Annotated in this window: 12 protein-coding genes; 4 read left to right on the forward strand and 8 right to left on the reverse strand. The window is 61.2% G+C overall.

Annotated elements, in window-relative coordinates; all coding sequences use genetic code 11:
* Positions 1-104: 104 nt before the first annotated feature.
* The 4 genes from ACV095_RS11335 to istA all read right to left on the reverse strand — a co-directional run bounded on the left by ACV095_RS11335 (position 105) and on the right by istA (position 5043).
* A complete protein-coding gene (locus ACV095_RS11335; RefSeq protein WP_478221859.1) occupies positions 105-644 on the reverse strand; it encodes an ABC transporter substrate-binding protein in 540 nt (179 codons plus the stop codon).
* A gap of 1263 nt (positions 645-1907) precedes the next feature.
* A complete protein-coding gene (locus ACV095_RS11340) occupies positions 1908-2159 on the reverse strand; it encodes a hypothetical protein (protein ID WP_478221860.1) in 252 nt (83 codons plus the stop codon).
* Positions 2160-2725: 566 nt separating this feature from the next.
* Positions 2726-3514 carry an IS21-like element helper ATPase IstB gene (istB, locus tag ACV095_RS11345; RefSeq protein ID WP_223917527.1) on the reverse strand — a complete coding sequence of 263 codons (789 nt, stop codon included), beginning with the start codon at positions 3512-3514 and terminating at the stop codon, positions 2726-2728.
* Positions 3511-5043 (reverse strand): IS21 family transposase, encoded by a 1533-nt coding sequence (gene istA, locus ACV095_RS11350; RefSeq protein WP_223993174.1) that lies wholly within the window; start codon positions 5041-5043, stop codon positions 3511-3513. Before istA ends, istB begins: the two co-directional genes overlap by 4 nt.
* A gap of 476 nt (positions 5044-5519) precedes the next feature.
* Here istA and ACV095_RS11355 point away from each other — a divergent pair, with 476 nt between their 5' ends.
* Positions 5520-6131 carry a hypothetical protein gene (locus ACV095_RS11355; RefSeq protein ID WP_478221861.1) on the forward strand — a complete coding sequence of 204 codons (612 nt, stop codon included), beginning with the start codon at positions 5520-5522 and terminating at the stop codon, positions 6129-6131.
* Positions 6132-6736: 605 nt separating this feature from the next.
* Entirely contained in the window at positions 6737-7087 is a 351-nt protein-coding gene (locus ACV095_RS11360; RefSeq protein ID WP_478221862.1) for a hypothetical protein, read from the forward strand.
* Positions 7088-7191: 104 nt separating this feature from the next.
* Here ACV095_RS11360 and ACV095_RS11365 read toward each other — a convergent pair whose 3' ends face one another.
* Positions 7192-7338: a hypothetical protein gene (locus ACV095_RS11365; protein ID WP_478221863.1), complete on the reverse strand. Its 147-nt coding sequence runs from the start codon at positions 7336-7338 to the stop codon at positions 7192-7194.
* A 638-nt stretch (positions 7339-7976) separates the two neighbouring features.
* Between ACV095_RS11365 and ACV095_RS11370 the strand changes: the two genes are divergently transcribed.
* Both ACV095_RS11370 and ACV095_RS11375 read left to right on the forward strand, forming a co-directional pair.
* Positions 7977-8234 carry a hypothetical protein gene (locus ACV095_RS11370; RefSeq protein ID WP_286404794.1) on the forward strand — a complete coding sequence of 86 codons (258 nt, stop codon included), beginning with the start codon at positions 7977-7979 and terminating at the stop codon, positions 8232-8234.
* 950 nt (positions 8235-9184) lie between these two features.
* Positions 9185-9766, forward strand: a complete 582-nt coding sequence (locus tag ACV095_RS11375) for a recombinase family protein (RefSeq protein WP_478221864.1) — start codon at positions 9185-9187, stop codon at positions 9764-9766.
* Positions 9767-10644: 878 nt separating this feature from the next.
* On the opposite strand, the gene ACV095_RS11380 is transcribed toward ACV095_RS11375, so the two are convergent.
* The 3 genes from ACV095_RS11380 to ACV095_RS11390 all read right to left on the reverse strand — a co-directional run bounded on the left by ACV095_RS11380 (position 10645) and on the right by ACV095_RS11390 (position 13974).
* A complete protein-coding gene (locus ACV095_RS11380) occupies positions 10645-11487 on the reverse strand; it encodes an SDR family NAD(P)-dependent oxidoreductase (protein WP_051081424.1) in 843 nt (280 codons plus the stop codon).
* Between the two features lie 188 nt (positions 11488-11675).
* Positions 11676-13127: an APC family permease gene (locus ACV095_RS11385; protein ID WP_478221865.1), complete on the reverse strand. Its 1452-nt coding sequence runs from the start codon at positions 13125-13127 to the stop codon at positions 11676-11678.
* A gap of 49 nt (positions 13128-13176) precedes the next feature.
* A complete protein-coding gene (locus ACV095_RS11390) occupies positions 13177-13974 on the reverse strand; it encodes a tyrosine-protein phosphatase (protein ID WP_081620239.1) in 798 nt (265 codons plus the stop codon).
* Between the last annotated feature and the right edge of the window lie 138 nt (positions 13975-14112).

Raw genomic sequence — 14112 nt, forward strand, 5'->3', positions numbered from 1 at the left:
GCGTCCCCTGGGCTTCCTGAAAATAGCGAGGTGGGTGGCTCCGGAAGGAACCACCCGCCTCGTTCAGCAGCTGGGCGAGTTAGGCCAGCCGCTGGGTATTTTGGCTATAAACCAAGGATCCGGTTCAGCAGGGTGGCCAGGCTGTTGAGGCCGCTTCCATCCAGAAGGCCGGCCACGGCGCACAGCAGGTTGCCGAGCAAATTACCCGCACCAGGCACTGCCGTGATGTTTAGCACGACCTGGTTGAGGTCAACCACGAGGCCCAGGACATTCAGGTGCAGCGGCCCGAGAACCAGATTGAGGATGTCACAGCCGCTGGAATTGCTGGCACTGGTAACGGTCGTCGTAACTGTCTGGGTGACAGGGATGACGGTTCCGGTCAGCGTGGTCAGGGTGCCCGTCACCACGCCAGTGACTGCCAGTTGGCCGTTCTGTGTGCTGAAGCCGGTCGGGGTGAATGAGCCTACGAAGGTACCGACACCGGGGATAAGCTGGTTGATTGTGCTCGTAGCGCTGGCGAGCTGAGTCGCGCTTGCTGCTGGCGGCGCGGCCGCGGGGGCGGCGGAGGCTGGGGCTATGGTGCCGAAGAGCATGGCTCCGGATAAAGCGATGGTTGTCGCTGAGGCTAAAATTCGTGTTCGCATCTCAGGTGTTCCTTTCAGCGCCGGTAGTCGGCGCATGAACCCCCGGCGCCTGCCCCCAATGCCAGAACTCCGGCGGAACTATTTGATTGCTGGGTTTGTGCCCTCTCGGGCCTGAATGTGGTGTGACATATGCCACTTTTTCCACTCATTCCAACCTAATAGTAAGCATGCTGAGCAGTCAACCCTCGTTAGGGGGTTAGGGGATTGGGTGGGGACTTGATGCGGCGAAGCCTGTTAATGGCCTGTCAACACTGTCCCGCACCGGGGCTGCCGCAGCTTCTTGGCGTCGAAATGGTGGTAGGCCCTACTTCCCTGATGCTGCCCACCATAGGATATGGGCACCCATCGCACACAGGAGAGGCCCCCATGCGCACGGCGGAACAACTGATTGACATCGAGCACGCTCACCGTCTTTCCGAAAACCTCCTATCCCATTTGGCAAAGGGCAGGGAATGGGCCACGCCGGGAGTGCAGGCTGCTGTGAAAAAAGCCGTGGCCGGGCTGGATACCGGCATTGAAAGCGCTTCACCGCGCCTCCAAGCCCTTTTGTGCTGGTTGGCCGGCGAGCTTGCCGCCGGGGTCGGGACACTGACTCCACGGGTCCAGGAACGTATACGAAGGACGGGGTCCGCCGCCGGTGCGACTGCTCCTGTTCCGGCTTCGCGCAGGTCATCGCGGATTGTGTGGTGGGTCGGCGGCCTGCTGCTTATCGTCGTTGCGGGTGCAGCCGTATGGCGCTCCCGGAAGGCATCCAGGGAGATCCCAGAGCCGTCGGCAACTGGGCAGGAGTCCGGCAGTGCGAGTTCCGACGCTGATGCAGACCTGACCGCCGGCCAGAGATAGGAACACGGGGTTGGAGAGGCAGCAGGAAGGGGTCCCCGCACAGAAGCGGCCACAGCCGGCGATGACGGATGCACAACTTTTTAGAATTCTCGGTGATCCCCGCGGGCCGGAGGCGGCCACTGCGGGCATGTCGGATGACGATTTAGCGGGACTCTTAGACGCCCTGTATCAGAACCTTGATACTTCTGCGCCGGAACCGTCCGCCATCTATTGGTACGAGATTGCAGTCGAAGAGAGCAGCCGCAGGGCACACTGAGGGGCATTCGGGCAGACCAAGCTGTTCATGTGCGGAAAGGAGCTTTCCTATAACCCATCTTTGTCCATTCCTCGGTTTACCCGCGCCGTGCCGTTCCCAGGCGGGCAGCCGATGCGAACGGCTTGGAGCGGGGCTGACAAGACTCTCTTTGCAGTGGGTCGTTTCTACGGTGTGGTGTTGTCATGTGCATCAGAAGCCCGCGCGGCATCTGCCTTCTGGCTCGTTCCAGCGGTGCCGGCGCCGCCGTAGTTCCCATCTTCGTAACTACCGTCTTCAAGGTCCGCGGCAGACGTTGAGGGGGTCCCGGCGTCGCCATAGTCTCCATTTATGTAGTGCCCACCTTCGCCCGGTGCCTCCTGGGTGGTGGTGTCGTTATGGGTTTGCTGTTCAGCGTCTGATTCGTGGTTTTCGGTCATGACCATCGTTCCTTTGCGTTCTGCGTTCATGTGGGCTTCCAGTGCCCTATGGGCAAAGCTCACAAGAAGCGCTATAAATCACGCTACTCGCATGCGCTTGTGTTTGACCGTGCCAGCCACACTGAGAGCAAATCCAGCGACTCTAGGAGCAGGCTTCCTGTGGTGAGGGCGTCCGGCCGGGATCGTCGGTGTAGTCCCGTGGACGAACGGACCTTCACTGCACGTAGGCGATCTCCAATCGAGCACCTCTTCTGTCTCCGGACTACCGTCAGCCTTGATGAAGCTCATGGCCAGTGTCCTGAAAAGCAAAAGCTTTTCAAGACACTGCCTCTTTCCCGGAGAAGCCGAACCGGAGCGGCGTCGGGACGGGCATCTCGTTGTCTTGGAAAGTTGTCTCGCCGTGTTTTGTCTTGGGCGTGTGCCGGAAGGGGTGTCAATGGCCTTTGGTTTCTGCCCACGGGCGGCCAGTTAATCGGCCCGCTGGTGGCCAGTAAATCTGCCCGGTGATGGCCAACAGATCTGCCCACTGAGGGTTTTCGGTGGGATTGGCCATCGTCGAGGGTTTGTTAGTTCAGTTCGGTGACTCCTTTCCCGGCGAGGGCTTGAGTGAGTCGGATGGAGTCGCCGCTGGTTTGGCAGACGTGGGCGTGGTGCAGGAGCCGGTCCACGGTTGCCGTGGCGAGGGTTTTGGGCATCAGTTCATCGAAGCCGGCGGGGTGCAGGTTCGAGCTGATCGCGACGGAGCGTTTCTCGTAGGCGGCGTCCACGACCCGGTAGAGTCCTTCGGCGGCGTCGGTGGCCACCGGGAGAAGGCCGATGTCATCGATCACGACGAGTTCCGCGCGGAGGATTCTAGCCACGGCCCTGGTGACGCTGTCGTCGGTGCGGTGTGCGCGGATGAGGGCGCCGAGGTCTTCGAGTCTGAACCAGGCAACGCGCATCCCGGCTTCGACGGCTTGCTGGCCGAGGGCTTCGAGGAAGAACGTTTTCCCGGTGCCGGAGGGCCCGCAGACGACCAGGTTCTCGCGTCGGGTGATCCATTCCAGGGTGCGCAGGGCTTGCTGGGTGGGCGCCGGGATGGAGGAGACGGCGGGGTCCCAGACGTCGAAGGTCTTCCCGGTCGGGAAGCCTGCTGCTTTGCGCCGGGTGGCGAGCATGGACCGGGCCCGGCCTGCGGCTTCTTCGGTGAACAGTGCCTTGATGATCTCGGTTGGTTCCCAGCGCTGGGCGCGGGCGGTCGCGATCAGCTCCGGTGCCAGTGCCCGGGCGTGGGGCATCTTCAGTTGCCGCATCAGCGCTTCCAGTTCGGCCGGCAGGGCCGGGGCGGTGGTGTTCGTGGTGGTGACCGGGCTCATCGGCTCTGCTCCTTTGCGGGGGCGCTGGACGGCTCGGCGCCGAGGCCTGCCCAGGCGCTGGTGCCTTGGGTGAGGGACCTGGTTTCGTTAGCGGCGTGGGTGGTGGTGCGGCGGATGTTCGCGTTCAGGATGGAGGGCAGGTCGCCGTGGGCGAACCGGCCGTGCAGCGCGGCGTCTCCCAGGGCACGGTCCACGGACTCGGTCCCGGCGATCTTGGCCAGGGTCACGGCCTCGGCCATTTTCATGTTCATCCGGCCTGTTCCTGCAGCCGCGGCTTCCACGAGCCAGGTCTTGGCGCCGGCGCCGATGGCCAGGAACTCGGCTTCACCGGCGGTGCGTGCCTTCACGGCGTAGTCGCCCGGGGTTCTGGTACTGGTCCCTGGGAAGTGCTCCTCGATGACCGCGGGACTGCCGGGCCTTGCCCGGCCGTGGCGGGCGACTTCGACCGGGCCGGTCGGGCCGTGGTGGACGATGATGACCTGTTCGTCAGGGCCGGTGCCGTGGGAGCGGACGAACACCTTCGCGCCGAGCAAATGCGACGGCACCGAGTACTGGGCGTTCTCGAAGGAGACCATCGGGGTGTTCTCCGGGACTATACGGGCCAGCCCGAACGCGACCGTGTGCGCGGTCTCCGGGATCCGGTGCAGCCGGGCCGCTTCCTCCGCCAAAACCATTGCGGGTTTACGTCGGGTGGCCCGGTGTTCGCGGTTGTTGACCTCGTCCATGAACGCCTCGCAGGCGGCCTCCAGCTCGGCAAAGGAAGCGTAACCGGGCCTCAGGTTCGTGTCGGTGGGCACGAGGTCGGCTTTGGCCAGTTTCACCGACGCTTCGACTCCGCCTTTCGTTGCAGGGTCCGCGGGCTGGCAGGTCAGCACGGTGACCCCGTAGTGCCGGGCGAAGTCCAGGGTCTGCTGGTTCCGCACCGGAACCCCTGCGACATGGGCCGTTGTCACGGTTTTCTCGTTATCGGTCAGGACATACGTTGGTGCCCCGCCCAGGATCCGGAAGCACCGGTCGAGGGCTGCGAACACGCTCGGCGCGGTCCGGTCCCGCAACGGGATCACGATCCGGAACCTTGAGAACGCCAGCCAGGCAACGAACAGAATGGTTTTTACGCCGCCGATCCGTGGCCCGTCGCCGAAGTCGTACTGCAGCCACATCCCAGGCTCGGTGATCCACGGCCGGTGCACACGGGTGTGTCCGAGCCGCCACGCGGCCTTGACCTGCGCGATCGCCCGGCGCGTAGACCGCTCGGACCCCTCATAGCCTAGGGCGAGCAGCTTTTCGTGGGCCTTGTCGGCGCGGATCCGGCCCTTGGACGCCTCTACCCATTCCTCGATCTTAGGCAGGTAAGCGTCCGTGACCCTGGGCCGGGGCGCCGGTTCTGCAATTGGCCGGCCGGCGTCCCGCGCGGCGACGTGCCTGGCTACAGTGTGGTGCGAGCAGCCCGTGAGCTCCGCGGTGGCGCGCAACGATCCGGTCAGATCATAGGCAGCAAGAATTTCCATGATTTCTCCGTCATGCTTCATACAGGGCCTCTTCCTGGGACGACATTTGGTGCGACTAGACACCGTCATCAAATCCCGGGGAGAGGCCCCCGCCGCTGAAGACGCGGCAGGAACAGTTGAGGAAGTGGGCAGATCTCATGGCCACCAGTGGGCAGTTCTACTGGCCGTCAGTGGGCAATTTCGTGGCCGCCTATGGGCAGTTTTTCATGGCCGCTTACAAAGGGGTTTTCTGAGGCACAATGAGCCGGTGAGACATCTCGGATATATGTCAGTTTCCGAAGTCGTCTGCACGAATTTCCAAAGTCGTCTGCACAGCCCGGGTGACTATGTCAACCTTTTTGACCCCAGCATGACGGTTATTTCTGGCCCCACTGAGGAACTTTGGTTGCCCTGTTCCCGCGGGTACCCTGCGGTGATGGATCCTTCATGTACCACTGCATAGACTGAGGCGCCGTCCTGTACTTCCCGCCCACGACGCGCTGGCGTAGCGTGAGGGCATGGTGGAGCAGACACGGTGCCATCCACTCGGACTGGTTCCTTTGATCCTGCTGCTGGCCGGATGCACCGGCGGCGGCACTCCGGCGCCGGACGCTCCGAGCGTCTCCCCGCCTTCGTCGTCCACGGCCCCAACCTCCGTCAAGGCACTGCCTCCGCCTGCCGGGCACTACGAGGCGGGATGCCTGCAGGGCCAGACCGACGCTGCGGGGTTCAGCCCATCCGGGGAAAGGCTCTTCAACGTCGATCCGCTGTTCATCAGGGACAACTTCTCCCAGACCAGCGATGGCTCAACGCAGCTCATGAATGGCGTTCAATGGATGAAGAATCCGTACTGGCTGCGTGCCGGGCAAACGGTCACCGTCACCGTGGCGTCGGAGCAGCAAAAGACCGTGGGACTCGTGGCCGAGTACGGGGCGACGGAAGGCAACACGTCCGTGACCTTCACTGCGTGCCCGCCAGAGAAGACCCCGTACACCTGGTGGCCCGGCGGCTTTCTGGTCCACGGAACGGAGACCAGGTGCATCAGGCTGAGCGTGGAGGTGGCGGGGGCCGAGGGGGCCAGAAGGCCTGTCATCCCCGTGGGTTCCGCGCCGTGCCCCACGTCCTGGTGAGGTCTGAAGGATTACGTCAACTATCGCGCCTGTGCTATTGCAAGTGCGGCAAGGTCGCGGGTAACGCGCTGGACTTCGTGCTCCCGGCGTGCCGAACGCTGGTTTTGTTGTACTAGGCGAGCTCTAGCTAAAGGTTTGTTTGGTGGGGTGGGAACAGGGATCCGTCCCCGCGGGGGAACCTCGCTGGAAGCTTCCTCGTTCCCCGGCATACTTGAACTCATACGCCCCCCTTGACGTCGCTTCCGGAAAGGGCTCTCGGCCTTGCCCTTAGCAATCAGACTAGAAAGTCAGCGGCGACGACTGAAGCGACCCGCCCGTCAGTGAGGACCTTCTTGTTCCAATCTTGAGTCTGGCCACTCCACATCCCTGTACGTCATACCAACTGTGACGACGTACGGAATGCCCCCCGAGAGACTTTCAGTAGCCCGCGGAAGACAGCCGCCTGCATCGACGAAGATGTCCCGTTACTCTCAGCCTTGGGGGTAGCTGGAGTAGCGGGACGTTTCACCATAACAGAGCGCACTCTCGGATGACTGGGACACGCTCCGAGCAACTGCGCCCAAGTGGTTACGATGTTTGAGAAACGGGGATGTCGCAGCTACTGAGTGCCCGATGCTCAACGCGGCGCTGACCGTCCGCCGGTAGCGATTCTCGATGACCAGGGAAAAGGCGTCGATGTCATGGGTGTTTCTCTCACCCACCAGATGCCGTTGGCCCTGGCTGAGGGTCTCAGCGACCTTATCGGAACCGTGGAAGACATCGTCGAGGAGGCAACGCAGCCGGTGCTTGACCGGTTGCGGACCTGGCTCAAGGGGCAAGACGCCACCGCTATCGGCAGCTGGCAGCTACCGGTGATCAACGAAGCCCTCGACGCGGATTTCACCTCTGCTCATCGAAGAAAACGGACCCCCCAGTTCACGATGTATTGGCGCACTTGGGAGCAGGAACGCCCGTAATGGCACTTCTTCGGAGCTAGGCCGGTCACTCGTCGTGGAAGCGCCAGCCTCCGTCCTTTGTGAAGGTCGCGATAGCTGAACCCTGACCGAAGGCGGGTTTGGGGTCAGGTGAGATAGAGCAAAGCTGCACTAATGCACTCCAGACCCCGCAACGCGTTTTTTGCCTTGGCCAGGGCGTGAACGAAGTCCAGGCCGTCCACCGTGAAGCAGCCCGCACTCACGTCCGTTAGGTATTCGAGGAAGTACGGCATACCGAAAGCCTGACTGCTCGGCCCGTTCCCAGCTATGGTCCAAAGACCCGGCTTGTTGAACCAAGATTCCAGGGTGGGATCTAGACCTCAGGTGCAGTACGAAACCTTCCTCCACGGGAAGACGCTCTTCTTGGGTCCGACGGTGCCCCGCCCACCGTTAGACGGCAGCTTTGGAGGCTGGGGCCCATAAACAGCTCGTCGCCGGACCGGGAAACGCGGCCCCTAATCAGCAGATTAGGGAGCTGTAATGCTCCTTGGGAAAGACAGAGGATCCTAGGCTGGACAACAAGGTTACATTTGGTTTTCCCGGGGACAGGTTCCTGGGTCAAGTTGTGGCCGGCGTCGAGAGGTCCTGAGGAGAGATATCTCTGGAGACTCAGCGGCCACCCCCAGCCGGCGCCGGCCACCTCCATGGCGCCGGGCGGCCTTGACCAAGCGCAAGAGCCATCAGTTAAACCGAGTCCGGCGACGCGCAGCACTGGGTGCGGTGCAGAATCCGTGGCACGGCCACTTATTGCGTTGCTTTTCGGTCCCGGATCCCTGTCCCTCCGCTAAACAGCTACAGTGTTGCCGGAGGCAGCGTGGCTTCAGGACCTTCTGCCATCAGTTTCTGCTGTGTGAAGGGAAGGAGGATAGCCGTGGAGTTCGCTCGCGTCGTGGGTTTCCTTTCAGACGCCCTGCAGGACCGGCCCGGCAGCGTACGAGGCCTCAGCCCCGATGAGCTGTATGGTCTCTACATCAGCTGGTGCCTTATGAACGATACGATCATCGAGTCTCCAGAAGCCCTGTGGGACGGCTTGAGAGCGTGGGGCATCGACCCTGCGAGTAACCACCTGGCCATGAAAGGCCCTGTAGCCGTGGACTACATCATCGCCAGCGCCCCCAGCATCCTTTAAGCGGCTGTGGTGCTTAACGGCCCAGGACCTCGTCTACGACCCAGGAAAGAATAAGAGCGTCATGCCTGCCCGGATCTAAAAGACCATATAGGTAGGCTTCGAACTCAACAGAATCAGCATCCCCACCCTTGGCAAAGTACTTCACCCAAAGGTCCGCGACACTGACAGCGCTGCACTCAACCAACGCCAAGGCAGCAAAACGTGGGTCTTTCATGACGGCTCTCCAGTACTACCGCCTCAACGCCCGGGGCGGCCAGATCATCACGCCCTGGCCCCACTGTAGGAGTCAATACCAGTCTGGAACAATCCCTCTCGACGGTCACCCCCTGCAACCCTAAAAATCACAGAGACTTGGCCCCGCCCCGTGCTGCAAAATCCGGTTGATTTGCGAGGTCATAGAGGATCTCCTTGCGATGAACGCAGGCTAAAAGACCCAGCCAGTAAAGGAAGCCCCGCGCCCCTCCAAGGGCAGGCATTCGTTCGGTCATCAGGTTTGCTCGGAACAGGGGGTGGAGCCGGCGATGGCTGGGGAGGCATTCGTGGTCTCAGCCGAATGCCCTCACCGCCGGCTCCTGCCATGACCATACGGACTCTGCCTGGTTCCTTCCCGCGTAATCGGTACGCGTTTCCCAGCAACAAGGTACTCGGGTCCCTGCCTCAGTCCTTCACATCGATGATGGGTTGACCAACCTAAACCTTGGCCAGCGCCTGGGCGCCCGCCGCTCACTACAACGTTGACGATCCATTCTCGAAAACGAAGGATTGCAAGAACACCTTGAATCGAGAATCCAAGGGACGATCGCTCATCGCAGTGGTGCCGACGTCCTGCCCCGGAAAATTGGGGCGAGGAAGAAAAAGGAGCAGCCCGGGCCTAGGTTCTCACAAATAGTTCTCGAAACGGTACAGTCGAACTAAGACTCCGAACCGAGTTTTGAGAAGAGAACACCCCTATGGCCACACACCGCATCGGTTACGCCCGGGTCTCCACCCGGGATCAGAACCTGGACCTGCAGGTCGAAGCCCTGAATAAGGCCGGATGCGACAAGATCTACAAAGACACCATCAGTGGCACCAAGTCCCAACGTCCCGGCCTCGACCAGGCTCTGGACAACCTGCGCCATGGTGACACCCTGGTGGTGTGGAAGCTGGACCGCCTGGGCCGGAGCGTGAAAGACCTTTTGGACTTCGCCAGCGGACTGAACGACCGCGGCGTAGGATTCGTCAGCCTCACTGATGCCATCGACACCACAACGGCCTCCGGACGCTTCTTTTTCAACGTCATGGCGTCCCTGGCCCAGATGGAACGGGAACTCATGATCGAACGGACACAGGCCGGCCTACAGGCCGCACGCCAACAAGGACGGGTCGGCGGCCGCAAACGCATCATGACAGATGCCAAGATCCGCTCAGCCCGCAAACTCCTCAAACAAGGAACACCGCCGAGGGAGGTCGCCGACACCCTAGGAGTCTCCGTACCCACCCTCTACCGATGGGTCCCGGCAACAGGAGCGACGCAGGCACCAAAGAAGTAGTTCCTGCAGGTTGGTGCAAACGGCTTCGGAAAAGATGACTGTTGGTGCAGAGGAGTATTGAGCAGAATGCAGTTTGGTGCAGGGCACTTCTGACATTTCAATATCCATACTCGTCTGCACAACCCCGGAATTCCGCGGGCGCTTGTGCAGTCGACTTGTGAAAACGACAACCACGCCGAGTTCCGGCAGGTCCTCTGGCTCGGTTCGCCATAGTGAAAGGGCTCTGCGAACTAAAGGTCATAGTTGTTTATGAGCTGGACGGCTTGTGCAGTGATCAGAACTGTCAGGATGGCGCAAGCTCAATAACTTCGTATTAAGAAAGCAGATATAAGTGTGGACACTGCACACACTCCGTCTGATAGGACAAACTAACGCGGCCACCCTCTCTACCGGTCCCCCAGGCCGGGCTCCGGCAGCGCAGGAGTTCAGGTGTGGACAAGTCATGTTGTCCCCACTCCCCCGCGGCATGAATAGATGTAGGCCAATGCCGGCCCACCTAACAGAACCGGAAAGAGGAACCGCAAGAAACTCAGCGTCAGCACGCGGAAGCTCCACCAGCCACGGACTTGGACCCGCCACCCCACACACTGCATAGGCTCCGCGGCAGCCAGGCTAAAGCCCGCACTAGTAGCGTTAGAGGCGCCCCAGCGCAAGCTTTGTACACAGGTCAAAGCAACAATGCCTCTGACGAGGGAAAACACTGTGCCCGAGGTGGGACTCGAACTACATTCTCGCCCTTGCAAACACTGGGAGCCCGCGAAAACATCGGAAATACGGGCGCATTTGGAGGCAGTACGGGATAGTCCGGGACCAGGAGTGTGGACAAAGTCCACACTCCTTTTCCAATTAACTCGTGAAAGACGGGCTGTAGTGGTTAGTCAGGGAATCGCTTGCATCGCCGGGGTGGGTCCGTCGGTGCCAGTGGTGCAGATACTGACCCGGGGGTCGAAGGCGATGGCGCCGGGCTCGACTGCGATCAGTCCCCCATCCACCGGGATCGTGGCGGCGTTGACGTACGAGGCCTGATCGGAAAGCAGCCAGGCAATGACATCGGCGACCTCGGAGGATGCGGCCGGGCGCCGGCTTGGGACGAACGCTGTGGCGAGGCTATAGGCTTCCTCGCGATCGATGCCGCTGTGTTCAGCGAATTCGCCCATCTCCATGTCGGCCATCTCTGTCCGGGTCCAGCCAGGGCATACTGCGTTGGCGCGCACCCCACGCGGTCCGTAGTCGACGGCCACGGACTGCATCAACATGGCAAGGCCGGCCTTCGTGGCATCGTAACCGGCGATTCCAGCGGTAGCCCGAAGTGCGGCCGCCGAGGCCACCCCTACGATCGAGCCGTTGGCTTTGATCAGGTGCGGCAAGGCGGCACGGACTAGTAGGAAGGGCCCGGTGAGGTTGGTGCTGACCATGGCGTTCCAGTCTTCATCGGACAGCTCGCCGGCACTGCCGGCACGGACAATTCCGGCATTCAGTACCAGGCCGTTGATGGTGCCGAATTGATCCACGGTGTCCTCGACCAGCCGTTCCATATCGGAAACCGAAGCGACGTCTGCGACAATAGCGTGGGCGCCGGTTGTTTCAGCGACCTTGGCGATAGCTTCCCGCCGGCGTCCACAGATGACAACTTCCCACCCTTGGCCCCGGAGTGCTGCGGCGGTGGCGGCTCCGATTCCGGTTCCTCCGCCCGTAATAACTGCAACTGGTGTGGGGGTCATTTGGATCTCCCGGTTCTGTTTCGGAGTGTGTGCTGTTGCCGTCTCATGAAGGACTAACCCTTCGACTTAAACAAGGGTGCGGCGTACCTTTGCGCGTCATTCTGGTGGCTTCAATGCCGAAATGCTTTCCCCATCGACGATGGCGGATACCTTGCTGCCGCCAGAGGGGCGGCAGCAAGGTATCCGCGTCAGATTACTTCTTTGGCGTAGTCGATGTCGCGTCTGCTCCTGCCGAAAACCAGGCCGCCAAGCATCGCGGCGGGAATGAGGACGAGCAGCCATTTCGCGGCGGCGTTGTCAGGCCCAATGAGGGAGTCGTAGTTCTCGATCGTCACGTAGCCGATGTAGGAGAGGATCAGGGTGGAGAGAGTGGGTGCGATCTTGGTCGCCCAGATACTGGTGTTGTCTTTGGTCCGGAAGAAGAACACGACGATGGATACGGACGCCACGATGAGGATGGTGATGAAGGCTGCCGTTGCCAAGGCGCTGAACCAGGCGAACACGACGGTCAGCGGATCTGCGCCGAAGACCAGGAAGGCAACCACGACGATGCCGACGGCCACGCCGTTGGCCAGGGCTGCGGTGGCGGGACTCCCATCCTTGGAAACGGTGGCCAGCCTGGCCGGCAGGACTCCGGCACGGCTGAGGGCGAAAAGGTAGCGGGCGAACATGTTCATCAGGCCCAGCAGCATGGCGAGGTAACTGGTCACGACGAGAACCTGCATGGCCATGCTCAAGACGCTCCCTCCACTTTCGGAGGCGAGGTTGAAGATGAATCCCGCAGGGTCATCCGTTGCCGCCTGTTGGATGTTGTCCACCCCGATGGCCCCTCCGATAACCCAGATGGAGAGCGTGTAAAAAATTCCGACAAAGGCAATCACGGCGTAGAGGGCCCGCGGGATCGTCTTGCGGGGGTTGATTGCTTCTTCAGAGAAAACCACGGTTGCTTCGAAGCTGGTGAAGCACAGGAAGGCGAACAGCAATGCAATGCCCAGGCCCGGGCTGAAGAGGTTTTCTGGCGTGAAGCCAGAGAATGTGAAGACTCCTGGCCCCTTGCTGGCAACGAGCACGATAACGAGGGCAGCCACTACGAGCGTTTCACCAATGATGAGGACGGCCAAGAGTCGGATGCTCGTGTCGACGCCCCGCATAGTGAGTGCCGTGGAGATCAGAAGCAACGCGACAATCCAGACGAGCGGGGGCACGGAGAGTCCCGTGATGCTCTCCAGCAACTGCCCGGCGAAGACGCCGAACTGCGACCAGAGCCCGACCTGCAAGCTGAGGTACATCAGCAGCGCCAGACCAGCTCCTGCCGTGGCCCAGGGTGTACCTAGGCCTTTGGCGATGTAGGCGACGAAGCCGCCGGCGTTGGTGACATACCTGCTCATGCGCAGGTATCCGACGGCGAAGAGTGCGATGAGCAGGGCAGCGATCGCGTAGATCAAGGGGGCTGCCGGTCCAACCGCAGCAAAGACCACGGGACCGGTGCCCACGACGGCTGCCATGGGGGCCGCCGCTGCGATGACGAAAAAGGCGATGGCGAAGACGCCGAGTTTATTTGAGCGGAGATGGCCTGCTTGCGGTGGGACAGGTGTGCTGGACGGCGTCGTTGCCGGCAACTCGCTGACATTATCAATCATGGGTTTTCTCTTTCGGGCAGATAATGGCCGTAGCCGTGGTCGGGCTTCCTCAGACGAGGAGCCGTGCCTTGAGTTTGTTTGTGAGCGCCGGAGTGATGCCGAGTCCGTCTTCCAAGTAGGAGTGACGTGATCCCCAGGCGTGCTCCACGCTGTGCCATGCGGCTTCGAGGTACCCTTGCCGCGCTTCCAGCAAGGGTGTGATGACTGTTCGCAGGTGCCTGTCGATGGGCGCGACGCTGCCTGCGGAATCTCTGATGAGGTATTGGTTCTCCGGCAATGAACTCTGAACGTAGTCTTCGAGGATTGCGGTTTCAGGTACTCCCAGGATGGTCAAAAGGATGGCTATTGCCCATCCGGTTCTGTCCTTCCCTGCCGAGCAGTGGACGACGACAGGCAGCTCAACTCGAGCCAATGACTGAAGGAAATTGGCAAATACCGATGGGTTGCCGGCTATGTCACGGGCATAGAGCCGGTGCATTACCTCTTCAGCCTCCGCAGCAGTCAGCGTCCTGCCAAGCTCGCTCACGCGACCTTCGCGAACCGCAGACCACAGGCACGCGTCCCTGCTGTCTTGAGCCTGAAGTGGCGTTTGTACAGCCGTTAGCGCAGGCACGCAACGGTCTTCGGCGTCGGATTCCCAAGGACTTCGCAGATCCATGAAGTGCAGGCGTGCCGCCTCCAGCCTCTGACGGTCCAGGGCTGTCGAGTATCCGAAGTGTCCACTCCTGTACACCATGCCTTCAGCCACACGGGATCCTCCGTGCGCTGGCAGTCCCCCGAGGCTTCGGAAGTTCCGGACGCCCTCAAGGGAGTTAGGGCCAGCCAAGCCTGGTGTGACCTGTTTCATACATAAAAGGTAAACACTGAATGTTTCGTACTGCAATAGAACACGTTAAATGTTTGTTGCATGACTAGTTCAGAACTTAGGCATAGTGTTCAATGTTTTCAACCGCATCGGAGCGGCCGCGTACCTCTTCTTCAAAGT

The sequence above is a fragment of the Arthrobacter sp. JDC6 genome (assembly GCF_056484025.1).